Source organism: Bdellovibrio sp. SBM16, assembly GCF_056175625.1.
Map to the genome: position 1 here is coordinate 208,016 of NZ_JBJKJG010000007.1, position 26,327 is coordinate 234,342.

Sequence of the window (26,327 nt, forward strand, 5' to 3'; positions counted from 1 at the left end):
GTTCAAGAAAAAAGAATTTTTCGTAGGGATTCGCGGCTTAATCTCCACCCTACCGAGTCGATGAAGAAATGGTGCAAGTTTAGAAAAATAAATATGCCGGTGACTAGAGTTGCACCCAAGCTTGGCCACCACTGGATCATAAAGTACGGAATACCGACAAAAAACAGGGTTGAGAGTGCGAATATACCAAACGTTGCCCGTGCAAAGTCTTTAGTTTGCTGCTGCAAACGCGAAATCCCCTGCAACACAAATGGCCAGTACTGAAGTGCGTGAAAAATAGGAATCAACGCAAAAAAACTCTCGATCGCCCACCACGAAAACCACATCAAATTCGCAATCCACGGGATAACAATATAGAACAATCTTTTTTTACTTTCGCTGTGCTTTAGATAACTCCACACAAAACCTGCAAACAACAGCCAGGCAAAAACTAACAGTGCCAACGAAAAGTACTCCGGCACTTTAAAAACTTTCACATAGCTTTTAAAAAGCAGAATCTGCGCATCTTGACGCTGGATATTTAAAAAACCAAAACCGGCCAGACACAAATAGCTGTTAAGTAAGAGAGATTTGCTGACTTGAGGAAACCCGCTTTTACCCAGAAACACCGAACAGCCATAGCTTTGTTTGGCAAAATGCCAGAACAACAGTATCCAGCCGCAAATCAGCAGAGCTTGCTGCAAAGTTGAAATCTGCAGGGTAAACACCAACACCAGAATCAACACGATAATCGCCGGCAGATACAGGCCGACAAAGCGGCTTTCCTGACGTAAGCTTTCATTTTTATAAAACCAAAAATAACTGGCGATAAAATGCGGGTAAGAAAATAATATCAGCAGCCAGCGCACATCCTGCTCGGAAGATTTAATGGTGTAGTCCTGATTTAATTGATTAAACAAATAAAGACTGCCTAAGGCCAAAATCGAAAACAGGCCAAACAGCAGAAGATGAACTATGCCGTCACTGTCTAAAAACTGTAATCGTTTCATCATAGATAGGTCCCAAGTTGTTGTTTACGCCGATGACGACCAGGCGGAACTGATTTACGACCGCCGTTGATGTGAGATGTATCTCATAACCGCTTATCGTACATAAACCGCTGTTTTTCTTAATTGTCGTATCATTAAAAACCTTAATCACCGGCTCCATATCACCAGTCGTATTTTTAGCCGGCCGGATTGAGGCATCAAAACACAGAACGTACGTCGCAGGAGATCCACTCACCACGATATTCGGATAACGAGAAAACTGATCCTGCAGGTTTTGTGAAAAAGAACTGACAATCTCGACAGCAACCGTGCGCTTTGATAAGCGCTGGAAGCTGCTTTTAATCCAGGTGATACCAGAAACTGCGGCACCGATAATTAAAAATCCGATACCACCCATCATCATTGCTTCAACTAATGAGAAGCCTTTATTATTTTTAAGAATCATAAAGTCCTCATGACGTGAAAGATTAATGTGCGGTTATGCGGGCTTGAGGCCCTGAATAAAATACTGATATTCGGAAATCCACTCGCCTCTATATGGCGGCGGTAACTACGCATAAAGGTTGGCCAGCAGTAATCATTCGGAAACGCAGAATCACAGGCCTCACTGGCTGGCGCAATCTGTGCGCCCGTCAAATCAGTCTGCACGGCTCCTGAAAACCAATCCGCCGGCATTTTATGGCCGTAGTTCGGGTGGGCAACACTTAAGTCATTGATAATCGGCTGATAGAACGGATTGCCGATGTAAACCTCTAAGGTTTTCATTTCGCGGCGAAGTTCAGTCATATTTATGACCGCATCGTAATTTTCTGTAAGGGTTGTATCAAGCTCAGGGTCAACGATATGCAGGATTCCACCACCGCTTACTCTGATTTCATCGAAGTAGAATTTACCAAAAAGATAATGGGTCTTTCCTGACTGCAATTTTACATGCAACTTTTGCACTTTCATCATACCGCAAAATTTAAGCGGGTCAGAGTCCGCAGAAAAATCGAGCGTTACTTCGGCATCGGCTCGGTAAAGCACCATGATCTTTGAAATGGCACTTCCAGATATTCCAATCTGGCAGGTATGCGCAAGCTTAGTCACGATGGAGGGATGCGGAAAAGAAGTTACATTCGCCAGCCCTGAATTATACCTATGTCCGTCAGAATTCGTTGAAACGCGCGGAGAATTAAGCCGAGGCAGCGGGCTTAAATCCTGCACGCCGCCTGAGTTTTCATAGACGTACTGATAATCAATCGGTTGAGTCCAGTTATAGGCACTGTAGGTCGTTGGAAAGTGCAGCGCCTTCTGCAGGTGTCCGGTGATAACACCCTTTTCAAATACTGAATTAAACTTCGGAAGTTCCATCGTTGAGCCAACTGCAATCTGCCTTGCCAGCGTAAAAACACTTTGTTTGAAAACGACTTGCGGAGAGGATCCGCTATAGGTCACCAGTTTATTCACATTCCATGGTGTGGCTTTATTTGAATGCAAAACGTGCGCATCGAAATACACCTTGCTCGATGAATCAATATTAAAGGCGTTCAAACCACTTGTATGCACAATACTACCGTAGCGGTCTAAACTTAATAAACTTAACGAATAGTGCCTAATCACCGCCTGTGAGGCGACTGCATTTTTCTTCTGCAATTTAATCTCGATCCGCAGTTCACGGCGGGTTCCCATAAGATCGTCAGAAGTTGGCAGCGGCGTAATTGTCAGAACCACCCGCTCAAGTTGCGCGGCCAATTGGCTGTTAATCAAACACGCTCTCGCACTTACAGCCGGCTGAGGTGAAGAATTTGAAGGATTCGTATCCCAGGTAAATGGAGCTGGATTATCATTAGTTAAATCGCGAAAATTAGTTGCGGCTGTAACCAGCTGGTTATCGCAGGTTGATCCCACGAGCGGTTGCGAATAAACCTCAAGGATATTTCCGATCACTTCTTCGGTCATCGAACGGCTCGTTCCTTTGGCGATGATAAACGATAATGCGTCGGTTGAGTTTTTTACGTAATAGATCATCCCCGCAATGGCCATCATAACAACAACGCCCATCATCATCATGACGACCATGGAACCGTTGTTGTTGTTTATCAGTGAATGTCTGAATCTATTATCTGCCATTATAACAATATACGTTTTGCGAACAGCCTATCGAACGGATCTTAAATGTCGCATTGGCTGTTCCAGTTGTTGCGGTCACAAAGCTACTCATACCTAATGATACTTTAAACGAAGAGTTAAACTTTGCATCTCCGTTTGCGTTATTAAATACCGCCAGTGAATTTCCTGATGGAGTCAAGTAAGGCGCATCGCCACCGATCGCAAAGAACGGCTCTGGATGCACAACTGGCGCTTTATCAATTGTTAAAAGTAACGATCCCGCCACATCAGGATCTGGATCAATGTTGATACCAACCGATGAACCGATGTATTTCACGAATTCACCACTGCCTGCGGTTAGCGGAAAGCACGCCCCTTGGTTTAACGCATACACTGCAGGGTTGCTGGCAATCAGCGACTTTAAGCGATCCTGAGCGACCTGAATTGCATTCGGGGTACCGGCAATTTTTAAAAGTTTTTTATTTACCTGCACTTTACGCTGGCGGTATTCATTGTCGCTGATGTTTGTTAAATTCAACGAAGCCGGGCAACTTGGGTAAACCGATGTTGGGCTTACGCTGGTACAAGCATTTTTATTGGTATCAGCGTTGGCAAATAGATCATTGATCGCTGCTTCAAAATTGGCGATCTCCTCGGCAATAACTTTATGATACATCTGACATGCGGCATTCGTGCGGTAAATTTCCCACGGGTAATCAGTCGCGGTAAAGTTAATACCAGGACTTGCATCACAGATACTTTTATTGGCCTGGGCCTGGTTAAATCTGTTTTTAAAGTTTTCAAATCTTGCTTTCAGCGACGCCAAATCCGCCGAGTAGCTTAAGCGGTCACAATTACAGGTCATCGGCACCGGACCTGACGCCGATGGCGTAAGTACCGCAACGGTACTTACGTGTACCGGAGGTTTTGACGCTGAAGCCAGATCATTGATTAAATTTACTAACTCAAAAGATAAAGATTCACTGCCCGAGCCGGTAAACTGCAGCTCAATTGATTTTGACGGGTTACCACTGCCGGCCGTGTTAACGTTAAAACGTGTTTTACTGATCGACCCATTGGCTTCAATCATACTGTCGTGCATGTAGTCTTTTAGATTAGTTGTGCCGACAAGATTTAATCCTGAGATAAACTGACGGTTAATCTTTAAATTATTCATCCCGCTCGTGCCACCGATCCCTGACGTATTTTTAAACGTAGGACAGGCCATAGCCACGAATTTCATATTATAATTTGTTGATGCCAAACCAGAAATATTAGCTGATGTTGCCGCTTCAGCAATAGAGGCTGCATCCTGCATAGCTTCTTTAATCAATGCAAAAGTCTGGCGGCGCGGCTGATCTGAAAAGTTAACCGCAAGCAAGCGCTCTGTCACATCAGAATCAATCTTGGCATCGGTCACATAACCAATTGAGAAAAATTTAGACGGCGATAAATCAATTGCCCCACCTGCCGGGCTCATCCAGTAACCGACGATGATATTCGTGTCGGGATCTGTTGATGGATAAAACTCTGTGGTTGGATTCTGTTCAGCGTAGTGGGCCACGTCGCCATCCCCGCAGTACATCGTGCTTTGAAAACGGAATTTTCCGGCACCACCGGCCATGACCGTTTTTGCCTGTCCGCCCACCGGCACTACTTGTGAGTTGGCCAGCAAGTTACCACTTAAGATAACTTTGGATTTTTTCTTAAACCCGCCAGCCATGGCAGTTTCTGCCAACACCAGGGTCATAAGACTTAACACCATAAATATATGTAGAACGATTTGTTTCATATCATCCTCACTTAATAAAAATTTCAATCATACCGGTTCCCAGCTTACGATTAACATAAACATGGGTATCAGCATCGGTTTTTAGCTTAATCGAAGGTACAAGCACGATCACTTCATGGCTGGCAGACTCAACCACAAGATCGAATTTGTCTTTAAACTGTTTGCTCTCTTTAAGTTTAATGTAACCAAGATCAACCGGAAGCAATACAATGGATGCGTCTGAGCCATTGGCATTCATGTAATGCTGAATACGCTTAACATCTACCGGAGAAAAATCCAAATCCCCCTGAAGCATGGGCCGATCGTCATAAAGCGAAAAAGACTTACGCGGAAATAAATAATCATTAGAAGTGTTGGTGCCCGCAAACCAGTTACCTTGCACTAATACAGATTTTGAAGTCGGAATATACTTACTGGTTAAATGTTGGCGGGAGCCCGGTGCCGCGTTTGCGGTAAAGCTTGAAGAAATCGGCACATCATCAGTTTTAACTACCATCGTATTGGCAAATCCCGCAGCTTCTAACCCCGGCGTGGCAAGGTCAGATATTAACATCCCCGCCTGTTTACACAGATTTTTTGTAGTTGCATCCTGCGGACAATTCATAATGTCGGTAACTTTTTGCAACACAAATTGGTTAGGACGGTTGATGTTATAGGCCACCACCAAAGAATCTTTCAGATCTTTAACCAATTTTTGCGCTTTAGCCGGAGTTAAAGATACGTTATAAAAAGAAATTCCTTTCGGTGCGGCATTTTCATAAGATGCTCCGAATTGTTTTATATGTGACAACATCGCCGCGTCTTTTTTACGGACTAAAATAGGCAGTGCTTCAGAGTATTCATCCGTGAGCGGCCAGCTTGCATATACAAACGAAGTTTTACGCTGCGCTGTTAAACGACTGACATCAATATTGGCACCCATCATCATGTGAACAGCATCATTCACGGCGCCGGCAGCCGACATCCCCGGAAGCTTGGTCTTTTTCATTTCACCACTGGTATCTTTGTAAAAATCAATCGAATTCGGGATTCCCGGAGACGAGTTCACTTCAGTCAATGCCCCGGTTGCCGGATCAAGCTGACGCAGGCACGGAATCTTTGCTGAACTTCCGCAGAATGAACGGATCGGAACATGTAAAAAATAATACGAAGGAGCAGCGCGGGTCAGATAATCCTGCTGGGCTGTTTGCACCATCAGATCTTCCATCGAGTTCATTGAATCTTTTGCTTCGATTTCGCCTTCTTTAACAGTGCTTACGACGGCGGTCGCGATACCGGCTAAAATAATAGACATAACGCCTACCGAAATCATAGTTTCGACAAGAGTAAAACCCTTATTTTTACTAAGAAAAATAAAACACGATGGTTTCGCTTTGAACACGATATCCCCCGTCAATTTTATCGGCAGAAAACACGGATTTATTAAGACCTTAGTTGGTAAACAGAAGATTTAAGATGTATCAGCTTGAAACGAAGTTACATTTTTAATAGGTCAGATGGCTTTAACTTATCGCTGATAACCCCAAAGACCCCCTGAAGAAAATATTTTTTTACCTTTTCTGGGTCGTTACAGGTCCATAAAACCACAGGGATCCCCCTTTGCAACAGAGAATTAAAGCGCTGAGGCGACCAGTTGCTTTCATCTAAGTGCAGTAGATGCGGGCGGGCTAACAGGTTTAAAACCTGACTGCGCAGAACGCTGTTGTTACCCGCATCTGCACTGTAGGTAAGTAAAAGCGCTCGGGTAAGCCTTGGGTAATGACGTCTGAAATAATACAGCGAAAGTGGGTTAAAGCTAGAAATCAGCACCCGCTCCTGCACGTTGTACTTCAGAATAAGCTGTAACACTTTTGTTTCTAAGCTGCGATTGATTTTAAATCTGGATTTTATCTCAATATTTAAATAAAAACTGCCAGGTGCAGTCGTCTTAAACCACTCTAAAACCGATTGAAAACCATCTACCGGGTGCAAGGCATTAACTTCAGCCAAAGTCAGATCCGAAATTTTTCTGTTTCCGATCACATCATCATGAAACAAAATCACTTCGCCGTCTTTGGTGATGCGAATATCAAACTCAGACATCCCATAGCCAAGCTCATAAGCTTTTTTAATCGACGCTAAAGAATTCTGCGGAAGTCCCTCGATCCAGTATCCGCGGTGACACTGCAGCTTCGGCGGCTTAACGGATTCAATATTGGCATTGTAAAAGTATTTCAAAAACATCATAACTACTTATTTGGCGTTACGACTAAAACATCCATCGCCCCAGTTAAGGTAAAGCCAGAGTTTTTAAACGCTCCCTTGGCCATAAGCTGTTTGCCTGAAGGTATATACTCGCCGCTTAAGTTAAATTCGGGCTTATTTTTATGATCAGCACGGATATTAAAACTGATCTTACCCAGCCCGTCTTTCTGGATAACCATGCGGCTTTGATTAAAACTCACAGCCGGTTTCGGAAAGATCTTCTCAAACAGGACATTTAAATGTTTGGTTTGTGCAACGTTAGATTCTTTAACCGTTAAACCAGCAGTTTTTAAATTATAAATTTCGCTCTTAAGTAACAGATTTTTTTCGTAGTCCAAATTAAACTTGGTCATCTCGAGCTGGTGGATATTTAACTTATCAATACTTGCACTGCCTTTAAGGTTATTCTTTAAATCGGTAGCAAATAACAGTTTAATTTCCGGATTGCTCTCAGCACCGGTAAATAATTTAACCGTTTCAGGCTTTAACAGATGGCCTTCTAAGTCAACCGCCAGCGCTTTATCACCGGATTCATGTTGGTGCGAGTACTTTACAAACCCCTGGATCTTCTGTGAATCCAGAATAAATTCGTTGATGTTAAGGCTCAACTTTTTGCTATCAAGAGTGGCGTGAAAGTTAAAACTATCAAAAGTCTGAAATACACGCTCACCTTTATTCGAAAAAACGAAACTGGTTTTTTCGATAAGGGCTTTAACCTTAACTTGATCAGCTCCAGCAAACTGGATCAATCCCGAAATAGACCCGGCATTCTGGATACTCGGCCGGATATTGTCGAACGCTTTATGGTTTAAAATCTTAGTCAGCTCAATATGTGACAGCTGCATATCAAACGGTCTGATTTGCGCCTTTGCATCTATTTTGCCAAAGACAAAAATTTCGTTGATTTCAGCCACACCGTTTCCGGCTAAAATTTTAATATCTTTAATATCAATTTCATAATGACGGTCATCGATAAAATATTCGCCGGTAAGATAGCCGCTCATCGAAGATCCGGTCAAAAAATCGTAGACTTCCGTATTTGGCCGCTCGGCTTTGACAATATAATTAATCGCCTTAAGTGAAATACCGCTTAACTCGCCTAAAAATTGAATACTGTTTTTCTGTAAGTCTTGTCTGATTTTCAGTTGAAACGGACGATCCATGACCAGGCCCTTAAGCTCGGCCGAAACGTTGGCTTTATCTTCTAGCTTTACTAAAAACTTGATATCAGATTTAAGCAGGTAATAACTTTTGTCGGCTTCTTTAAAAGCCAACAACTGTCCACCGACGTTAAGTTCGTTTAGTTTATTTTGTTCATATTTAAACGAAACCTGAACCGCATTAAAATCAACCGCAGTGTTCATCTTATCCACAGCAATTACGCGCAAGCGGTCAATTTTGACTTCGTTTAAATGCGATTTAAAATTTCGTAACTTTTCAATAGCAGCGGTTTTTACCTCGGCAGCAGTTGAAACGGGTTTAGCTGCGTCTGCAGATACGCTTGCCGCGACCGGTTTATCAGCAGCCAAGACCACACGGTTTGCCACCGCGCCTTCAACCGCCGGAGTTTTCGAAAAACACATACGCGTGTTCTTCGTACGCACTTCCATCAGTGAAATATGCAAAGTCGAAATCACTTTTTCTTTGGCAAAAATTAAATTAAAACTTAGCGGAAACGAAAGGGTTTCGATAAAAACCTGGTTTTCTTGGCAGGCCGCTTTAAGCGGACTGATACGCACGCCCCGAATCACGATCACCGGACGCGGCAGCCCCCATTCGCTTAAACGAACTTCGACCGATTCAAAATCAATATTGATGTCTTTTTGCAGCCTTACGAGAGATTGCTGGAGTTTGGCTTTAACGACCGATGCTCTGATCTGCGATTTAAAAATAAGCCCGATAAATAGCGATAGGATTATCCCTATGATTACGACCCTTAAACCCGCTTGATCGACGACCGCTCTTTTCATGGGCTAAATTGTAGAACAGAATTATACGAATTTAAAGGAAACAACTTCGTAATCTTTATCGCCTTTAGGAGACTGCACAGTAAAAGCTTCACCGGCTTTTTTGCCGATCATCGCACGTGCAATCGGCGACAGGATAGAAATCATGCCGTTTTTTACGTCAGATTCATCAACACCAACAATCTGGTATGTCGACTCTTCTTCAGTTTCTTGATCAAGAATAACAACGGTCGCACCAAAGACCACACGGTCAGATTTGATCTGCGAAGGATCAATAAACTCAGCACCAGCTAATTTGCCTTGAATTTCACCAATACGGCCTTCGATCATCCCTTGACGCTCTTTGGCTGATTCGTACTCGGCATTTTCCGAAATATCACCCTGGGCGCGGGCCTCTTCGATGGCTTTAATTACGGCAGGACGCTCTTCAAACATCAGCTTTTTAAGCTCTGCTTCAAGTAATTGTTTTCCACGAATTGTCATTGGTAATACTGAATCTGCCATAATTATACCTGCTTCTTAAGTGATCCCTATTCAAAAGTCTTATTTTATACCAAAAATGTTTAACTTTAACAAACTACAGGGGACAGGCTACGTCGCGTCATATTAACATATACCCTATGCTTATCGAATCCCAAATTGATGTCATCCTGCAAGCCCAAAAAATCTTACTGACCACACATAGAAATTCTGATGGCGATGGCATCGGCTCTTTGGCCGCACTGTACGGGGCCCTTAAAAATTTAGACAAGCAGGTTTGGTTTGTACCGGTCGATGAGGTTCCGAAACGTTATTCGTACATGCTTGAAAATGTCGATATCTGCAACAACCCTGAAGCTATCGATGCTGATTTGTTGATTATTTTAGACACCAATCACGGCGATCTTTGTAACCCGCTTTTTCAGAACAGCTTGGATAACAACTGCAAAGTTTTATTTATCGACCATCACGTAGAACACTCAAAGCCACACCCGCTTATTTTCCGCATCATGAATTTAGACGCAGCTTCGACCGGCGAGATCGTCTTTGATATTATTAAAACCTTAAACGTTCCTATTAATGACTTCATCGCTTCCGCACTTTATTCTTCGTTAACCTTTGATACCCAGGCGTTTAAGCTGGTGCGCAACTCGGCCCGCTCTCACTCGATCGCTGCCGAGCTTGCCGGGCATCAGATCAACACCGAAAAAATCCAGCGTGCGCTTTTTGCCCACTGGACACCGGAAAAAATGCAATTTTTAGCCGAGCTGATTAAATCGGCCAAATACTCTGGCAATCATAAAACCGTAGGCCTTACGGTCACCTTAAAACAGTTAGAAAAATACCAACTTCACGGCGATGATGTAAATGATATCGTTGATATGTTTACGTTGATCCCAACAGTTAAATTTGCCTACTTTATCCGACAGGCATCGCAGGACGAATACAAAGTGAGCTTTCGTTCGGCTTTAAATGATTATGCCTACCTTGTGGCGACACGTTTAGGCGGTGGCGGGCATAAAAGTTCTGCGGGGACCTGGTTAAAATCAGATAACATCTCTTCGATCGAAGAAAAGATTAATAACGAATTAAGACTTCTTAAACTGTTCGATTAAATCATCGATATCTTTTTTACAACTGCCACAGCCGGTGCCGGCCATGGTTGTGCGCGATACGTCGTCGACTTTAAAACAGTCATTTTTAATCGAGGTAAATACTTTCTCAGTCGGCACGTTTCTGCAGTGACAAAGCTCTTCATGATTATAGCAAAATTTAAATTCAAAATTCGCCTTTAAGATAAACTCATTAATAAGAATATCCTCACCTGAAGCCACCCGTTGCTGCGGCCATTTGTGCGGATCAGTACCAAACTGCGCTTTTAACGCATTAACCTTATCCAGCAGCTCTTTCGAACCACGGACAGTGATCTGTTTGTCTTTAAGCTCAATACGAGCTTTGTAAGGAATCTCGGCAAAAACCATATAGCTCTAGTTTCGGCCGTTTCTTTGCAAAGATGAATCACATTTTTAGCTTTTGTATCACTTCGCGACGAAATTTGAAGATCTTTTCAACATCGCTCTGGACGAAAGACGAGGCCATCATCTGCCCTAAGAAACCCAAAGGCAGTTTATACTTAACTTCATCAGATAAAAGTGTACCTTCACCTAACTTTTCAAAGCGGTGGGTGTGATGCCAAACCTGGTAGGGACCTTCAAGTTGCGTATCAACAAAAGCATGCGGCGGATTCCACTCAGAAATTAACGTACGCCATTTCATCGGAATGCCTTTTAGTTTTAGCTTATAGTCAATCAGCGTGCCTTTGTGAATGGCCTTGGTTGACATTTTACTGATTGCAAAATTTAAAAACGGCGGCGTGATTTCTTCGAGATTTTTTGCATCTGAAAAAAACTTAAAAACTGTATCAATATCGCGAGGAACATATTGTTTGACACTGAAAAAATACTGCCCGTTTTTATAGGGTTCAAGGGCATAGGCAAAGTAGTCTTTTAACTTTGGATATTTGAATTTAAACTTATTTGCAGTCAGCTTTTCTGGCGCTATCTGGATAGAGGCCAGCACTGAGTCGGCAAACTCACCGATCGCCATTCTTAAGGCAAATGACGGCACCGGTGGCGATGGCAGCGCATTAAGCTGTTTGGCTAATAGCTTGGTCCATTCGGCGTTGGTGACCGGATTATCGGTCGCGCAGTTAATCGGCCCATGGTAGTTTTCATCAGTTAAACTATGAACGATAATCTCGGTTAAATCTTCGATGGCAATCCAGCTCATATACTGCTTGCCAGAGCCTAATGTGCCGCCTAAACCGCGCTGAAACAGCGGGATCATCTTACGCAATACACCTGATTGTGGATCTAACACTAACGAAATACGTAACTGCACGGTACGGATAGTTTTTTTCACGTGCTTAAAGGGCTCTTCCCACTGTTTGCAGACTTCGGCTAAGAAATCATGCCCTAGCTTTGAGTTTTCGGTCACCACATGAGATTTGTGATCACCGTAAATCCCCTGCGCCGAGGCCGAGATAATCACTTTTACTGAATCAGGTAAATGTTTTAACAAGTGTTCGCTGCTTTTTGCACGCGATTCTAAGATTCTATCTTTTTTCTCTTTGGTCCAGCGGCCGTCTACGGTTTCACCCATTAAGTGGATGATCGCTTCAATGCCTGCCAGTTTGTTTTCAGGCAATACGTGATGAACCAGATCATGCTCAATAATCTCAGCCGGAAACTCCAGGTAGCTTAACGCTTTTTCTTTCGATCTGGTGATAACCGAAATGTCGTGACCAAGTTGTACTAATCTGCGTCCAACATAATTACCCACATGTCCTGTGGCTCCAGTGATTAGGATTTTCATTTTTTTAAGCCCTCTTTAAATGCGGCCAGCGCACGTTCACGAGCAAATTTATGCTCGACGATTGGTTTAACATATTTTGGCGTGTCAAATTCCGGCACCCATTTTTTTACATACTCAAACTTAGCATCAAAGCGTTCGATCTGCGATTGCGGATTAAAGATTCTAAAATACGGTGCCGCATCACAGCCAGTACCTGCGGCCCATTGCCAGTTACCGTTATTGGCTGACAGATCATAATCCAGTAGCTTTTCAGCGAAATAGCGCTCACCATCATACCAATAATGCAGTAAATGCTTACATAAAAACGAAGCCGTCACCATGCGCACACGGTTATGCATATGCCCAGTGGTATTAAGCTCGCGCATGCCGGCATCCACTAACGGGTATCCGGTCTCACCGTTTTGCCAGGCTTCAAATTCAATTTTGTTTTTTCGCCAGGCCACCTGATCGTACTGCGGCCTGAAACTGCTCTTTTCGACATGCGGAAAATGCCACAGCACCTGCATAAAAAAATCCCGCCACGCAAGCTCACTTAAGTACACTTGCGAAAGTTTTTTACTCTCTCGCGCTAGCTCGCGGATAGAAACCGTGCCGAAGCGTAAATGTAAGCCCAAACGGCTGGTGCCTTTTGTAAGGCTTGGTATATCACGGGTTTTTTCATAATTTTTTAAAATCGCTGAGGTCACTTCAGGAGATGGATAAATAAATTTCTGCTCTTTAAAACCAAGGCTGGCCAAACTGGGCATCGTTGATGGTTTTACTTTTGCGTAATTGCTTTCATACAGATCTACCGGATATGATTTAAGATAGAATTCTGAAAGGGAATTAAACCATTTTTTCTTGTACGGCGTATAGACCGTGTACGGATTTCCCTGATCGGTGACGATTTCATTTTTTTCAAAAATAGTCTGATCTTTAAAAGTCTTAAACTCGATTTTCTCTTTGGCGCAGAGCTTAGCGATTTTTTCATCGCGCGCCCTGGCATAGGGCTCGTAATCGTGGTTGGTGTAAATCGCTTTAACCGGGTATTTTTCTAAAAGCTTTTTAAACACATCAACCGGTGATCCCTGTTCGATGATTAAATCACTCTTTTTTTTCTGTAAGCTGTCTTTAAGTTCAGCCAACGTTTGATGAATAAATTGCACCCGCAAATCATATTCAGGCAGTTTATTTAAAATCTCGGTGTCGAAAATAAATACCGGTAAAACGTTTGTTTCATGTTTTAGGGCATTAAAAAGCCCAGCATTGTCAAATAACCGTAAATCCCGTCTAAACCAAAACAAGGTATATGTTGTATTCATCAGCAATAGCCTAACACGTTAAAAACTTCTATTTGAACTTTTTCCGCTTCAAGTCTAAAAAAAGGTCATGTCAAAGCCCTATGGGATTTCGATCCTATCTTTTAACCACCCAGAGTTAACTGCAAAGTGCGTTAACAGCGTCCTGCAGTTTGCAAATCCTGAAAACATATTTTTGACTCACAATGGAAGCCTAGAAAAACATATTGCCAGCCTTAAAACCCAGTTTCCCCAAATCACTCATATCATTTTAGCTGAAAATAGAGGCTACTCCGGCGGCGCTAATTTCGCGATTCGCGAAGCCCTTAAGCATTTTAAAGCAGTGCTCTTTTTAACCAATGACACCGAAGCCATCACCCTGCCCGAGCAAGCGCCTGCCCATTTCTGCTCGGTTAAGCTTTTACGCCGCAATTCAGAAGAAATTGATTCGGTGATGGGCGCTCTTAATCCCCGTACCGGAAGATTAAAGCACCTAAAAAAATTATCTGACCACAACAAACGTGATATCACTTATGTTCCGGGCACGGCGTTTTGGATTAACCAGCAGACTTTCAGCAAACTTAAAGGCTTTGACGAACGTTTTCATACTTATTGGGAAGATGTCGATTTTAGCTTACGTGCCCATCAGCAAAATCTGGCCGTCGGCTATGATGAGACCACTGTGTTTCGCCACAAAATCGGTAAAACTTGCCACAAAGACCGCTTTTACACGTACGAACTTTTTCAACGTAACCGCGGCCGCTGTATGACTAAAAACAAACTTACCTCACTGCGTTTTTATTTTAACTATATCCCCGATATCATCAAATACAGCCGTGCCGATTACCGCAAAGCTTTAAGTATTTTTAATAATCACCGTTTAGCGAAAGATTAACTCATGACCCCGCAAGAAAAAAAGACACAGAAATGGCTCGGTATTTTTTGGTTTTACACTTTGATCGTTATTTTCTGGGGAGCGTGGGTGCGCATTTCGCATTCGGGTGACGGCTGCGGTGATCACTGGCCCTTATGTCAGGCCGAACTCATCCCCGATCTGACCCAGAAAAAAACTTTTATTGAATATTTTCACCGCTTAATGACCGGCGCTTACGGGCTGATCGTTTTTTATATTTTCTTTAAGCTGCGTAAACACGGCAGAGATCTCGTGCGTAAACTTAACATTTGGCTGCTGGTTTTAATGATCATCGAAGCCCTGATCGGCGCACTATTGGTTAAACTAAGCCTTGTGACCATCAATGATTCTTATTTGCGCCTTACTTTTATGATTGCGCACCAGTTAAACAGCTTTTTACTGACCGGGGTAACCTATCTACTTTTTAAAGCCATCGATCCCGCGTTTACTTTTAAGCCGTCAAAAATACTTATCTTATTTTTACTGGTTTCGGTCACTGGCGCCATTGCAGCCCTATCGGTTACACTCTTTCCGAGTATCTCACTGCTTCAGGGTATTATTGATGATTTCAGTAAAGATTCGCATATTTTTATTAAACTTCGAATCATACACCCCTTATTAGCCACAACAATTATGACCGGCTTTATGATTTGGCTTTATATAAAAAACCAAACCCGCTTTGCGCTGGAGATTTTAGCGGCTATGTTCATCGGCGTAATCACCTTGGTCACTTTAAGCCCGGTCGCCTTAAAAATTGCCCACTTAGGTTTAGCGCACTTATTATGGGCGCGTTTTCTAGGTGTAAACTGGAAAACAGCACAGCCAAACTAAAGCATGGCGCTGCTTCGTAATTCTGGAGCGCTCTTTAGTCTAGTCGCGTAGGCGAAAAAATATAACCACTCTAACCTTTAATTCATGGTTAAAAAACTGTTGTCTGCGGGTTTTGCTTTTTTCACAGAAAATAATATCGACATCGAAGACCCGCAACTGCTGGTCTGGAAAAACAAACTCGAATCTGTAAAGACCCGCCAGCAACTGATTGATTTATTTCATGTCGTGATCAGCGGCCACACCTACGATTTACAAAAACACAGCTTTGTAGCCTCATTCTACTTAATGGATGGCCATCAAACCACCAAACTAAAAATTTCTTCTGACATCGTCGTAGCCAGCCCCGAAACCGAAAAAAAACAAAAGCTCACATCTGAAATGCGGTTTTCGGGCGGCACTCCGCAACTAGCTGAAATTTTTAAAACCTACTTTTCTGACAAAGTCACAATCGAAGCTCTACACGATAATATGTTAAAATGCCGTCTGCAGCTCAACTTTAAAAATACGCACACCAAAACCAACCTGACCTTAAACTTAAACCAACACTGCGTAAGACTTCTTTCACTTGAGTCAAACTACAACGACAGTTTTTTGGCCGAAGTTAGTGATCTTTGGGTCGATCATTGCCACTTTGATGGCTCTGAGAACCGCCACCTCACCTTTAGCTTTTGTAACGAACAAATGACTTTTTATACTTTTAGATTAAAAACACAAAAAACCATCGAAGATCTTAAAAGATTTACCGATTACGATTTTTTTATCACCGAACGCTACAAACATTTAAAACCAGCGGCACCATTTTTTAAAGCGCAATTTCAAAGCGGGCTTATTACGTTTTTGTCTGTTTCTGGCGAAAACCTGGCTCGTTATGTGATTTTGAAGTAACTAAATCGTAAGTTCGTTTGATTCATACAACCGAAACAAATAACGGATCTGATCGTTGATATTTATGATCTCCATCATTTCGTATTGCAAATCGTAATCTCGAATCAGGTAGGCCGCAAAGGCTGAAACGATTTCTTGCGGGCCTTTAAGTGATCTAACAAAAACTTCGCGCTGTTCAGCATCGGGAATATGCTTTTGCACCCACTGCACCAATAGCTTTGATAGCGTCATGTATTTTGGTTTTAAGGTTTCGTCGACCTGCAAATCTTCAGGGACGATTTCACACTCGGCAATAATATAAGGTTTACCGTGCGAAGTGGTATCTTCTTGCAGAATTCTGACTTTACCCTGGCCGGGTAAAAAAATTAACAACGTGTCGTTGGGTCTTTGATCAATGACCTGCGGCAAGCCAAATCCGGCTATGGAGCGGTAGGTATCACCGTTTTCAGGCACATAGGCTAAGGCAATCGGTGTTTTTGATTCGAGTGAATCTTCGACCATCTGCAAATAACGCGGTTCAAAGATATTTAACGGCTTTGTGGTGAGCGGAAATAAATTTGCGTGCGTGAGCGGAAAAACAAAACATTTCATCTGCTTAAAAACAGTGTATCATGATAAAGATGCAACAAACCAGCAAAAGAATCCTTTTTTTCGACGGCGTTTGCCACCTCTGTAATGGTTTAGTCGATTTTGCATTACCGAAATTTAAAGTCGGAGAAATTTATTTTGCTCCCTTACAGGGCCCCACAGCTGAGACCTATCTTACACCACAAGACCTTCGTCTTGATTATGTCGTGTATTTCCGTGACGGCGTAACTCATCGTAAAACACAGGCTATTGCTTATTTACTGCAAGATATGGGTGGGCTTTATTACCTGCCAAGCATTATGTTACATATCTTGCCTTGTTTTATTTCGGATTCACTGTACCGGCTTGTCGCTAAATACCGCTATCGCCTGTTTGGTAAAGATGAAATGTGCCGCATTCCGACACCTGAAGAGCGCAGGTATTTCTTAGATTAATTGTTATAAAGATATTTGATAAATGGAATATCCGCCGGAGCCAGATCGAAGGTGGCTATTTCGCTTTCATCGACCCAGGCATGCTGATCGTGATCGACCAACAAGAACTGATCAATGGCCTTTTCATAGCGGTAGAGATGAATTTCTACCAGGCGCTGTGGATACTGGTATTGGTTGCTGTGCACATACTTAAGGCCCGATTCTTGGATAGTAAAACCAAGCTCTTCTAAGATCTCGCGCACCAAAGCCTGTGTGTGGCTTTCATTGGCTTCAATCTTACCACCGGGAAACTCCCAGTGTCCGGCACCGGAGTTTTGTTTCGCGTTACGTCTGACAATTAGATAGCGTTTTCTCACCGGGTGAAAAAGCGCTAAAGCCACAACTTGTAAGACATCTGTATTTGCCATTAAGCCCATTATCCTTGTATTATTAAATGCTATGATCGATCTGCAAAATAGTCACATTGTAATTTTCTTAGCCGGTATCGCCTTTTTTCTTTACGGCGCCTCAATGGCTTCAGGTTCACTTGAAAAATTAATGGCGCAAAGAATTACGCTTTTAATGACCAAGCTTTCAAAATCAAACGTGCTATCGATCGGTGTCGGCGTAGGCCTGACCACCATTTTGCAGAGCTCGGGTGCTGTAACCAGCATGTTAGTAGGCCTTGGCTCGGCACGTGTAATCCAGCTTCCGCAGGTAATGGGTGTGATTATCGGAACCGCCATCGGTTCAACCTTAACCGTTCAGTTAATCTCGTTTGATCTGTCACAATACGCCCTGCCGCTGTTCGTGCTCGGTTTTACCGGATTTTTTCTGGCACAAAAGCCATCGCTAAAAAACCTAAGCACCGTGATCATGGGTTTTGCCATGTTGTTTTTAGGGCTTAAAATGATCTCGATCAGCTCGCATTATTTTGCGCAGTTAGAATTACTTGCCGAATTTTTTAAAGCGATCAAAGAAAACTCAGCCTATTCGTTTTTTGCGGCGATGTTTTTCTGTGCCTTTGTTCACAGCAGTGCCATCACCATCGGTCTTGCGATGAGTCTATGTTCGGCCGGCGTTATTTCAACCCACGATGCGATCATCTGGGTGTACGGCGCCAATATCGGCACGACGTCAACAGCGCTATTTATGGCCGCAAGCAGTAACTACATCGGTAAACAAGTGGCCTGGGCCCATTTTTTTTACAAAGCCTTAAGCGTAATTATCTTCTACCCGCTGACGGCTTACTTTATTGAGTTTGTAGCCCAGTTTCAGTCAACGACTTCCCGCTTGATCGCCAATGCGCATTTTTTCTTTAATATCGGCTCTGCGATTATCTTCTACCCGTTCATTTCTAAAGGCTCACAGATAATCCAGAAAATGTTTCCTAAGTCGGCGCAAGATGAATTCGGCACCGAATACTTAGCCATGAACAACTATGAAAACTCGGCCTTAGCTATATCTTACGCGCAACGGGAGATTATGCGCACTGCTGACATCGTCTTAAGTATGTTAAAAGATTCAGTGGTGTTATTTGAACAGGAAGATCCGGTATTAATCCAGTCAATTAAAGACCGCGATAACCAGGTGGATTTTTTATACCGCGAAACAAAAATGTTTTTACTTAACACCGCCAACAATGCGGCCGTCGTAAATCAGAATGTGATGAATATGATCATGTTCATTTCAGATCTTGAACGCGCAGCAGATTCTATCGATATTAATATCAGGACTCTGGCGATAAAAAAACATGCGTTAAAGCTCTACTTTTCTGACGAAGGCTGGAACGAAATCAAACAAATGCACGCACAGGTGGTCAAAGTGGCGTCGATGGGAATCAACGCCTACGACAATCCCGCAATGTGCGAATCGGCGATCCAGTTAAAACGCGAACTTGCAAAAATCGAATTGGCATTACGCGAAAATCATATCACCCGCTTAAACAAAGGCATGCGCGATTCGATCAACACCAGTTCAATTCACCTGGATTTATTAAGCGAGTACCGCCGTATTGCTTCACTTCTTTGCAACCATGCCTACAGCACCGTTAAAGGTGTTAAAAAAGACCGCGAGCAAAAAGAAGATTTATCATGAGTTTAAATGCCCTGTATCCGCTCCTGCTATTGGTGATTTCAAATATCTTTATGACCTGGGCCTGGTACGGGCACTTAAAAACCATGAAAGATTCAGCCCTATGGATGGTGATCTTAGTCAGCTGGGGAATCGCCTTTTTTGAATATCTGTTTCAGGTGCCGGCAAACCGTTTGGGATTTGAACATTACACACTTCCACAATTAAAAATCATTCAGGAAGTGATCACCATTTTAGTATTTATTATTTTTTCAACTTTTTATATGCAACAAAGCTTTAAATGGGATTACGTCTGGGCCGGGCTTTGTATGGTCGGTGCGGTTTACTTCGTCTTTAAGTAAACCGTTATTTTTTACTATTTGGCGGATGATTCAGCGTCCAGTCCATTTTCGTGAACTCAAGGTCTAAATCATTTTCGTTTTTAATGGCCTTATCCTTTAACAACTCTGAAATCGGCGCAACGCGGATTAAATAGTTTTTTAAATCTGTGTACTCTTTAGAATCTTTCATGTGTTTTTCACGGGATTCAAAATAATCACAGACATACAGAGTGACCTCTGAAATCGAATAACTGATATTTTTATCCCAGGCTAAAAAAGCACGTGATACCTTGAGCAGTGTTTTTGCCATATTATCGGCGGTGTAATATCCCGGCGGCGGGCATCCGCGGGCGGCGCAGGCAAACGAAGTCATAAATTTAAAATCACTGTGAAACTCTTTGGCCAGCTCTTGTTCGATGTAATTAAGGCTTCGTTTTTCGCCGAACAGTTTATAAAACTTCTGATCAAAGATATCGGTAAAGCCTTTTTTGCCGTCTTTGATCGACTTCGGAAGTTTTTTACCTTTTGTCTGATCCAGTACGGCTTTAATCGCTAAAGCACCGTACAGATTTAGTAAATAGGCCTTACGCTGATCAATGCTAAACGCTTCGTACTCTGGCTTTGTAACGGCAACTAACTCCCTTAGGGTTTCAGAAAAATCCAGGCGGTTATTTTTAATCGCTAAATAATCAACGTTTGCTGGTACAGCATCATAATCAACATTTTTCTCGATCACACGCTTCCAGAGACCATAGTTATGGTCAAAGGCTGCAAACGACGAACTGACAAAAGTAGCTACTAATAAAAACGCAATTATTTGCTTCATAGCGGCTTTACCTTTTGCGTGGCCCAGATCACATCTTCAAATTCGCAAGCAAAAGCTTTTAACACGTCTTTGGCAAAGGTCTCTGGCTTAATTTTTAAATCTTCAAGCGACGCCGTTTTTACCGGCGTTCCCTTATTGGTAATATTGAGGGCAAAGTGCACCAACGTCGATACCGCCGACACACTGGCAATCGAGATTGAAAGCTTACCTTGACCTAAATAGATATCATCACCTTTACGGGTTAATTTAGCTGTTGGCACTTTCGCCTGGATCATATCTTTAATAATTGAAGCTAACAGTCTTTGCGCCATCACGCCAAACGAAAGATTTGCCGGAAAAAATTCGATCATAAAGTGCAGCATCTTATCGCCACATATTTTTGCTTCGTCGATTTTGTCTTCGAAATCCACCATATGCGAAAGAGTTACATCCGTAGGCGCAACCCACGATAACATCGCATCGCCTTTAAGGCCAAAATATTCATAACTAAAGAGCGGACGCAACTGGGAGCCATCGTATTTTTTTAAAGTCTTCGTCGGTGTCGTAACAAAAAGAGTTTTCATTTACTTCCTTAAACTGCTTAACTTTCAAAAAGATTCGAAACTGGTACCTGGTTTACACTAAAAGCACGCTTGGCACGCTGGCAGGATTCACATTCACCGCACCATTTATCGCGCGCAAAGTAACATGGCCAAATCATATCAAACGGCACATCTAAGCTCATGCCTGCCCGCACAATTTCAGCTTTTGATAACGACACCGTATAACAGTGCACATGCACTTTATTTGCGGTCGAGAACGAAAAGGCCGCATCTAAGGTCTTCATAAACCCTTCGCTGTTATCAGGAAAGGTCGTGGCCTCTTCCAGGTTAAAACCCGGTATGACTAAATTGGCATTGAGACTTTCAGCAAAACCTGCCGCGATATTTAAGAAGATTCCGTTTCTGTTTGGCACCCACACTGCTTTAGCCGTCTGGGTTGATTTTTTAATATTATCAATACCCACATCTTTTCCCGTCGGGATTTCTTTTCTCTCCGAGGTAAGTGAAGAATCACCCAGATCTTTAAACCACGGAAGTTCGATGACCTTGTGCGGGATCGCTAATTTGCTACAAATTTTTTCAGCACAAGCAATCTCTTTAACCGCTGCACGCTGGCCATAATTAAAAGTAATGGCCTGCGCAACCTTAGTAAATTTCTTTGCCGCATACAGGTTTACAGTTGAATCCAAACCTGCAGAAAGACAAACTACAGACTTTAGATCCTTCTTGGGCATTGGCTTAAATCTGACCATTTACGTACTACTTTCTGAAACCTTCAGATCTTTAATCAGAATTTGCACAGTTTGTTTATTCCTGAAGTAGTTCCATTGAATTTCACCAAGAATATCATAAATCTGGCCAGCTGCGAGTAGTTCACGTTGAGACGAGCTTGGAGAAAAAAGTAACGCGTCTACAGAGTTTTTTTCGTCCCAAAATTGTACTTTCAGATGCCCGCCTTTTAACTGCGTCAACTTATTTAAATTTAGTTTATTAAAGCGAAACAGCGGCGTGGCAAAACCGACACCATACGGGCCGATATGATCATACCACTTCATAAAATGCGAATTTACCTCGGATAGATTGGCGGTCACATCAAAATCGATTTCAACTTCGCGTTTATCAAGCTTTAACTGCTGATAGAACTTTTCTAAGTTCGCTACTAATTCCTGCTGGCTGGTCGCATGTAATTCAAAACCGGCGGCAGCCGAGTGACCACCAAAACGGTTCAGCGCACTTTGTGAAAAACTTAACGCATCGACCAGACTTGATTCATGCCCGGGAGGCAGCCGTCCTGAACCCACGATCATGCCTTCAGAGTTTTGTGAGCCGACAAACGCCGGTTTATTAAACTCCTGCGATAATTTGGTCGCAATCAGGCCGATAATTCCGCGGTGAAACTCTTCGCTTGCGACGAAAATAAAATCTTCTTTCGACCAGTCTTTAAGAAGGGCCAACGCCTTACCCTCGGCATCAGATTGCAGCGCCTGACGGGTCTGGTTGTTTTTTAAAATCTGATCAACCATACTTCTGGCCTGGGTAAGATTTTTTTCCAGGTAAATATGAATCGGTAATATTTCAGATTCCATGCGCGACAGCGCATTAAGCTTTGGCGCGAATTTAATTGATACATCCTGTGAAGAAAGCGGTCTACCGGTAAGCTCAAGGGCTTCCATTAACGCCTGCAGGCCCACTTTTTGGGTGTTCTGTAAGACCACCATGCCGTGTTTAACCAGGACGCGGTTATCATCCACCAGCGGAACCATATCGGTTAAGGTTCCGATACAGAATAAATCCAATAAATCCTTTAAGTCCCATTCGTTACTTGGCAAATTGGGGTCTTCGGTAAAAGCACGTTTTAAAGCGCGCGCCAGATAAAACGCAACCCCTGCGCCGCACAAGTAACCAAGACCGCTGGTGCAGGCCTTTTGATTGGGGTTAATGATACAATAGGCGTCTGGCAGAGTTTCACTTGGTAAATGGTGATCGGTTAAGATCACGTCGATATTCAGTTCATTAGCTTTCTCAAAAGCTTTGTGCGATGTAATGCCCACATCGACTGTGATAATCAAATCAATACCGATCGTCTTTAGTTCTTCAACCGCGTGTGGGTGAAAGCCGTAACCATCACTTAAACGTTTTGGCTGATAATAACTCACATCTTTAAAGCCTAAGTTTTCCAAAGCCTGTTTTAAAATACCAAGCCCCGATGTTCCATCTAAGTCAAAGTCGGCATAAATGCAGATTTTTTCATTATTGATGTAGGCTTGCTTGATACGTGCGACAGCCTTATCCATACCTAACAATAGAAACGGATCTTTTAGTAAACTCAATTTTGGATTTAAAATGGAATCAATCTGCGATTCATCATAGCCCCGAGAAGTGAGCAGGCGCCCGATCAACTCAGGGTATGGTTTTTGGCTATCTGATACAGATATATTTTTACTCTTATCTTTCCAGATAGCCATCGTCCAGCTCCCTTACCTGCAAGCCTTAAGCTTTTGCAGGCGCAGAAGAAGGTTTAAAAATGTTATCCATAATCAGGATAAACGGAGCAGCGACGTAAATTGATGAATAAACACCAAATACGATACCGACAGATAAGGCAAACGCGATATCTGCCACAACGCCATCAGCAAAAATCAATAAACATAATGCTGAAATAAACACTGTACCCGATGTGATGATCGTACGGCCTAACATGTCGTTGATCGATTTGTTGATCACAAATCTAAAACCGCGGTCACGGTACAGATGTTCAGTTTCACGGATACGGTCAAACACCACGATCGTATCGTTCAGCGAAAAACCGATAAGAGTTAAGATCGCCGCCATGATCGGGATATTTACTTCTTTACCAACTGCGATAAAGATCGCAAGTGTGATCACCGCATCGTGGAATAAACACACCACCGCGCCCGGTGAGAATTTATAATCGAAGCGTAATGCTACGTAAATAAAGATCACTAGGAGACAGTAAAATACCGCTAAAAACCCGTTACGTTTTAACTCGGCACCTACCTGTGGACCAACCGTATCAACACGGCGGATTTCAGGGCCCTGCGCAGAAAACGTCGTATTGATTTTATCTCTTAACGAAGCAATTGATGCATTTAATTTTTCGTTAGTTTCTTTATCTGTCGCGCCTTTTTCACCCTGGAAACGGATGATGAATTCATTGCCTTCACCGAAAGCTTGCACGCCGACTTCACCTAAGCTTAAGCCTTCTAAAGAAGAACGAACCTGGTCGATATTTACAGTCTGTGCAAATTTAACCTGAAGCTCTGTACCGCCTTTAAAGTCGATACCGTAGTTAATGCCTTTGATTGCGATGTAAGCCAAAGAAATGATTGTTAAGATTAGCGAGATACCGCCGAAAATGCCGACTTTACCTACGAAATCAAATTTTCCAAAAGATTCTTGTGTGTTGTTTTTTCCCATTGTCGTATTTTCCTTAAATTAAACCGAAATCTTTTTCATGTTAAAACGGTGAACCAAGTTATCAACCACAACTTTTGAAACGAATACGTTTGCAAAAATAGTTGTTGCGATACCCGCAAGTAATGTCACCGCAAAACCTCTTACCGGACCGGTACCGAAGTACAATAACACTAACGCCGTCGCAGAAGTTGTTACGTTTGAATCGATGATCGCTGACATGGCCTGTGCATAACCATCCTGAATCGCCGCTTTAATGCCGGCCCCTTTAGCCAATTCTTCTTTAATACGCTCAAGGATTAACACGTTCGCATCGACTGCAAAACCTACCGTTAACGCCATACCGGCGATACCCGGTAAAGTTAAAGTTGCTCCTAAAGAACCTAAAATCGCAAACACCGCAATAACGTTTAATAATAGCGTTACTGCTGCGATCAAACCTAAGCCTTTATAGTACACAATCATAAAGATCATAATTAATAACGAACCGACGATGGCACCAGTGCGGGCTTTGTTTAAAGCATCAGCCCCAAGTGAAGGACCAACACGGCGTTCTTCTAATTGCTCTAACGTTGCAGGTAAAGCACCGGCACGTAAAGCTGTAGAGATAAGCTTTGCTTCATCCATCATTTGCTGTTGGTCACCGGAACGGCCTAACGTGATAACCGCTTGTCCGTTCGGGATTTTTGAATTGATGTTTGGCGCAGTTTTTACAACCTTATCTAACACGACCGCCATTTGACGGTTGATGTTTTTCTCGGTTAAGTCAGCAAATTTGCCAGCACCCGATGGGTTAAAGCGCAAGGTCACTTCCGGAGAACCGTATTGGTCAAATGAAACACCGGCGTTATCTAAAGATTCACCGCCAAGATCAGTGTTTGTTTCTAATAAAAACGGTGTACTGCCAGCTTCCATAGTTTTGGCATTCTGACCTTTTTCAAAATAAACTACGGTATTAGGCGGTAATTGCGCTTTTAAGTCATCGTTAATACGCTTAACGTATTCGGTGTACTTTAAAGTCGCCATTGAGTAATTACCCGCTTTTTCAGCGTCGTCGATCATCTTACGGATTTCATCCGGAGATTTGGCGTAAGACACTAACATGAAATCTAATTTAGCCGTGGTGTTGATCAGCTGTTTTGCTTTTTCGGCATCAGCAAGACCAGGTAACTGGATCAAAATACGGTCAGTACCTTGTTGTGTGATCGACGGCTCGGCCACGCCGAACTCATCGATACGGTTACGGATAGTTTCAATCGCCTGGCGGATCGTGTTTTGTTTTTGATCCAACATGTAGGCATCGTAGTAGCGGATCTCAACTTTTTCTGCAGTTGTTGAAATAACCTGTAAAGCACCCGTGTAGTTTTTATTGATCAATGCTTCAACACGTTTTGCGTTGTCGGCAGAGTCAACTAATACGTCTAAACCACCGTTTTTTGCGTTATCAGTGTTAAAACCTTTTACCGGAATGTTCTCTTTAGCAAAGTCAGCAGCCAGAACCGTCGTTTGGCGGTTAACCGTCGTAACAAGTACGCTTTCAACATCAACGCCCATCACTAAGTGGATACCACCTTGAATGTCCAAGCCGTAATTGATTTTTTTAGCCGGCCACCACGCAAACTTTGTGGTGTCGATAAAGTTAGGAGCGATGAATAGCGCGGCTAACACTAAAGCAATACCAGCTGTCCATGTTCTCAGTCGTAGATTTTCCATGTTGTCTGTCCTTTTGCGTGTCTGCGACACGACTTTCCCTCTTTGTTATTGTT

At 42.8% G+C, this 26,327-nt stretch carries 26 protein-coding genes; 7 read left to right on the forward strand and 19 right to left on the reverse strand.

Annotated features, from left to right (window positions below; translation table 11 throughout):
• Positions 1-2: 2 nt before the first annotated feature.
• The 8 genes from AC04MM_RS09240 to greA form a co-directional block, all read right to left on the reverse strand.
• On the reverse strand, positions 3-992 hold the full coding sequence (locus tag AC04MM_RS09240; protein WP_475380062.1) for a hypothetical protein: 990 nt from the start codon (positions 990-992) through the stop codon (positions 3-5).
• On the reverse strand, positions 961-1,434 hold the full coding sequence (locus AC04MM_RS09245; RefSeq protein ID WP_475380063.1) for a type IV pilus modification PilV family protein: 474 nt from the start codon (positions 1,432-1,434) through the stop codon (positions 961-963). Before AC04MM_RS09245 ends, AC04MM_RS09240 begins: the two co-directional genes overlap by 32 nt.
• The gene (locus AC04MM_RS09250; protein WP_475380064.1) at positions 1,431-3,101 is read right to left on the reverse strand and encodes a hypothetical protein; all 1,671 of its coding nucleotides are present in this window, start codon (positions 3,099-3,101) and stop codon (positions 1,431-1,433) included. Before AC04MM_RS09250 ends, AC04MM_RS09245 begins: the two co-directional genes overlap by 4 nt.
• Entirely contained in the window at positions 3,091-4,872 is a 1,782-nt protein-coding gene (locus AC04MM_RS09255) for a hypothetical protein (RefSeq protein ID WP_475380065.1), read from the reverse strand. Before AC04MM_RS09255 ends, AC04MM_RS09250 begins: the two co-directional genes overlap by 11 nt.
• A 7-nt stretch (positions 4,873-4,879) precedes the next feature.
• Positions 4,880-6,253: a PulJ/GspJ family protein gene (locus tag AC04MM_RS09260; protein ID WP_475380066.1), complete on the reverse strand. Its 1,374-nt coding sequence runs from the start codon at positions 6,251-6,253 to the stop codon at positions 4,880-4,882.
• Between the two features lie 95 nt (positions 6,254-6,348).
• On the reverse strand, positions 6,349-7,098 hold the full coding sequence (locus tag AC04MM_RS09265) for a glycerophosphodiester phosphodiesterase (protein ID WP_475380067.1): 750 nt from the start codon (positions 7,096-7,098) through the stop codon (positions 6,349-6,351).
• A 2-nt stretch (positions 7,099-7,100) separates the two neighbouring features.
• Positions 7,101-9,086 (reverse strand): hypothetical protein, encoded by a 1,986-nt coding sequence (locus tag AC04MM_RS09270; protein WP_475380068.1) that lies wholly within the window; start codon positions 9,084-9,086, stop codon positions 7,101-7,103.
• Between the two features lie 21 nt (positions 9,087-9,107).
• Positions 9,108-9,587, reverse strand: a complete 480-nt coding sequence (greA, locus tag AC04MM_RS09275) for a transcription elongation factor GreA (RefSeq protein ID WP_475380069.1) — start codon at positions 9,585-9,587, stop codon at positions 9,108-9,110.
• A gap of 116 nt (positions 9,588-9,703) precedes the next feature.
• Here greA and AC04MM_RS09280 point away from each other — a divergent pair, with 116 nt between their 5' ends.
• Complete coding sequence (locus AC04MM_RS09280) at positions 9,704-10,678, forward strand: DHH family phosphoesterase (protein ID WP_475380070.1); 975 nt, start codon at positions 9,704-9,706, stop codon at positions 10,676-10,678.
• Here AC04MM_RS09280 and AC04MM_RS09285 read toward each other — a convergent pair.
• From AC04MM_RS09285 to AC04MM_RS09295, 3 genes are read right to left on the reverse strand one after another with little or no spacing between them, the layout of a single operon-like run.
• The gene (locus tag AC04MM_RS09285; protein WP_475380071.1) at positions 10,652-11,044 is read right to left on the reverse strand and encodes a (2Fe-2S)-binding protein; all 393 of its coding nucleotides are present in this window, start codon (positions 11,042-11,044) and stop codon (positions 10,652-10,654) included. The genes AC04MM_RS09280 and AC04MM_RS09285 overlap by 27 nt on opposite strands.
• A 37-nt stretch (positions 11,045-11,081) precedes the next feature.
• Positions 11,082-12,437 (reverse strand): TIGR01777 family oxidoreductase, encoded by a 1,356-nt coding sequence (locus tag AC04MM_RS09290; protein WP_475380072.1) that lies wholly within the window; start codon positions 12,435-12,437, stop codon positions 11,082-11,084.
• Positions 12,434-13,738 (reverse strand): cryptochrome/photolyase family protein, encoded by a 1,305-nt coding sequence (locus tag AC04MM_RS09295; protein ID WP_475380073.1) that lies wholly within the window; start codon positions 13,736-13,738, stop codon positions 12,434-12,436. Before AC04MM_RS09295 ends, AC04MM_RS09290 begins: the two co-directional genes overlap by 4 nt.
• Positions 13,739-13,805: 67 nt before the next feature.
• Between AC04MM_RS09295 and AC04MM_RS09300 the strand changes: the two genes are divergently transcribed.
• The 3 genes from AC04MM_RS09300 (at position 13,806) to AC04MM_RS09310 (ending at position 16,343) form a co-directional block, all read left to right on the forward strand.
• Positions 13,806-14,609, forward strand: coding sequence for a glycosyltransferase (locus AC04MM_RS09300; protein WP_475380074.1), 804 nt, complete (start codon positions 13,806-13,808; stop codon positions 14,607-14,609).
• 3 nt (positions 14,610-14,612) lie between these two features.
• Positions 14,613-15,458 carry a COX15/CtaA family protein gene (locus tag AC04MM_RS09305; RefSeq protein ID WP_475380075.1) on the forward strand — a complete coding sequence of 282 codons (846 nt, stop codon included), beginning with the start codon at positions 14,613-14,615 and terminating at the stop codon, positions 15,456-15,458.
• 84 nt (positions 15,459-15,542) lie between these two features.
• The gene (locus AC04MM_RS09310) at positions 15,543-16,343 is read left to right on the forward strand and encodes a hypothetical protein (protein ID WP_475380076.1); all 801 of its coding nucleotides are present in this window, start codon (positions 15,543-15,545) and stop codon (positions 16,341-16,343) included.
• Here AC04MM_RS09310 and AC04MM_RS09315 read toward each other — a convergent pair whose 3' ends face one another.
• Positions 16,344-16,934 carry an LON peptidase substrate-binding domain-containing protein gene (locus AC04MM_RS09315; RefSeq protein WP_475380077.1) on the reverse strand — a complete coding sequence of 197 codons (591 nt, stop codon included), beginning with the start codon at positions 16,932-16,934 and terminating at the stop codon, positions 16,344-16,346.
• A gap of 20 nt (positions 16,935-16,954) precedes the next feature.
• Between AC04MM_RS09315 and AC04MM_RS09320 the strand changes: the two genes are divergently transcribed.
• Positions 16,955-17,365, forward strand: coding sequence for a thiol-disulfide oxidoreductase DCC family protein (locus AC04MM_RS09320; protein ID WP_475380078.1), 411 nt, complete (start codon positions 16,955-16,957; stop codon positions 17,363-17,365).
• Here AC04MM_RS09320 and AC04MM_RS09325 read toward each other — a convergent pair.
• A complete protein-coding gene (locus AC04MM_RS09325; protein WP_475380079.1) occupies positions 17,362-17,772 on the reverse strand; it encodes a (deoxy)nucleoside triphosphate pyrophosphohydrolase in 411 nt (136 codons plus the stop codon). The two genes, AC04MM_RS09320 and AC04MM_RS09325, sit on opposite strands and share 4 nt — an antisense overlap.
• Before the next feature lie 31 nt (positions 17,773-17,803).
• Between AC04MM_RS09325 and AC04MM_RS09330 the strand changes: the two genes are divergently transcribed.
• Together AC04MM_RS09330 and AC04MM_RS09335 are read left to right on the forward strand one after the other, a co-directional pair.
• Positions 17,804-19,441 carry a Na/Pi cotransporter family protein gene (locus tag AC04MM_RS09330; protein WP_475380080.1) on the forward strand — a complete coding sequence of 546 codons (1,638 nt, stop codon included), beginning with the start codon at positions 17,804-17,806 and terminating at the stop codon, positions 19,439-19,441.
• Positions 19,438-19,779, forward strand: a complete 342-nt coding sequence (locus AC04MM_RS09335) for a DMT family protein (RefSeq protein WP_475380081.1) — start codon at positions 19,438-19,440, stop codon at positions 19,777-19,779. Before AC04MM_RS09330 ends, AC04MM_RS09335 begins: the two co-directional genes overlap by 4 nt.
• 4 nt (positions 19,780-19,783) lie before the next feature.
• Here the strand turns inward: AC04MM_RS09335 and AC04MM_RS09340 are convergent, their stop codons facing one another.
• Genes AC04MM_RS09340 through secD form a run of 6 tightly spaced genes read right to left on the reverse strand, consistent with a single transcriptional unit; the run spans position 19,784 to position 26,274 of the window.
• Positions 19,784-20,584, reverse strand: coding sequence for a DUF547 domain-containing protein (locus AC04MM_RS09340; RefSeq protein ID WP_475380082.1), 801 nt, complete (start codon positions 20,582-20,584; stop codon positions 19,784-19,786).
• Positions 20,581-21,147 carry a DUF366 family protein gene (locus AC04MM_RS09345; RefSeq protein ID WP_475380083.1) on the reverse strand — a complete coding sequence of 189 codons (567 nt, stop codon included), beginning with the start codon at positions 21,145-21,147 and terminating at the stop codon, positions 20,581-20,583. The genes AC04MM_RS09340 and AC04MM_RS09345 overlap by 4 nt, the downstream gene beginning before the upstream one ends.
• A gap of 17 nt (positions 21,148-21,164) precedes the next feature.
• On the reverse strand, positions 21,165-21,860 hold the full coding sequence (gene queC / locus AC04MM_RS09350; RefSeq protein WP_475380084.1) for a 7-cyano-7-deazaguanine synthase QueC: 696 nt from the start codon (positions 21,858-21,860) through the stop codon (positions 21,165-21,167).
• Positions 21,861-21,878: 18 nt separating this feature from the next.
• On the reverse strand, positions 21,879-23,591 hold the full coding sequence (recJ, locus tag AC04MM_RS09355) for a single-stranded-DNA-specific exonuclease RecJ (RefSeq protein ID WP_475380085.1): 1,713 nt from the start codon (positions 23,589-23,591) through the stop codon (positions 21,879-21,881).
• Positions 23,592-23,616: 25 nt separating this feature from the next.
• Positions 23,617-24,564, reverse strand: coding sequence for a protein translocase subunit SecF (gene secF / locus AC04MM_RS09360; protein WP_475380086.1), 948 nt, complete (start codon positions 24,562-24,564; stop codon positions 23,617-23,619).
• Between the two features lie 18 nt (positions 24,565-24,582).
• Positions 24,583-26,274: a protein translocase subunit SecD gene (secD, locus tag AC04MM_RS09365; protein WP_475380087.1), complete on the reverse strand. Its 1,692-nt coding sequence runs from the start codon at positions 26,272-26,274 to the stop codon at positions 24,583-24,585.
• Positions 26,275-26,327: the final 53 nt, after the last annotated feature.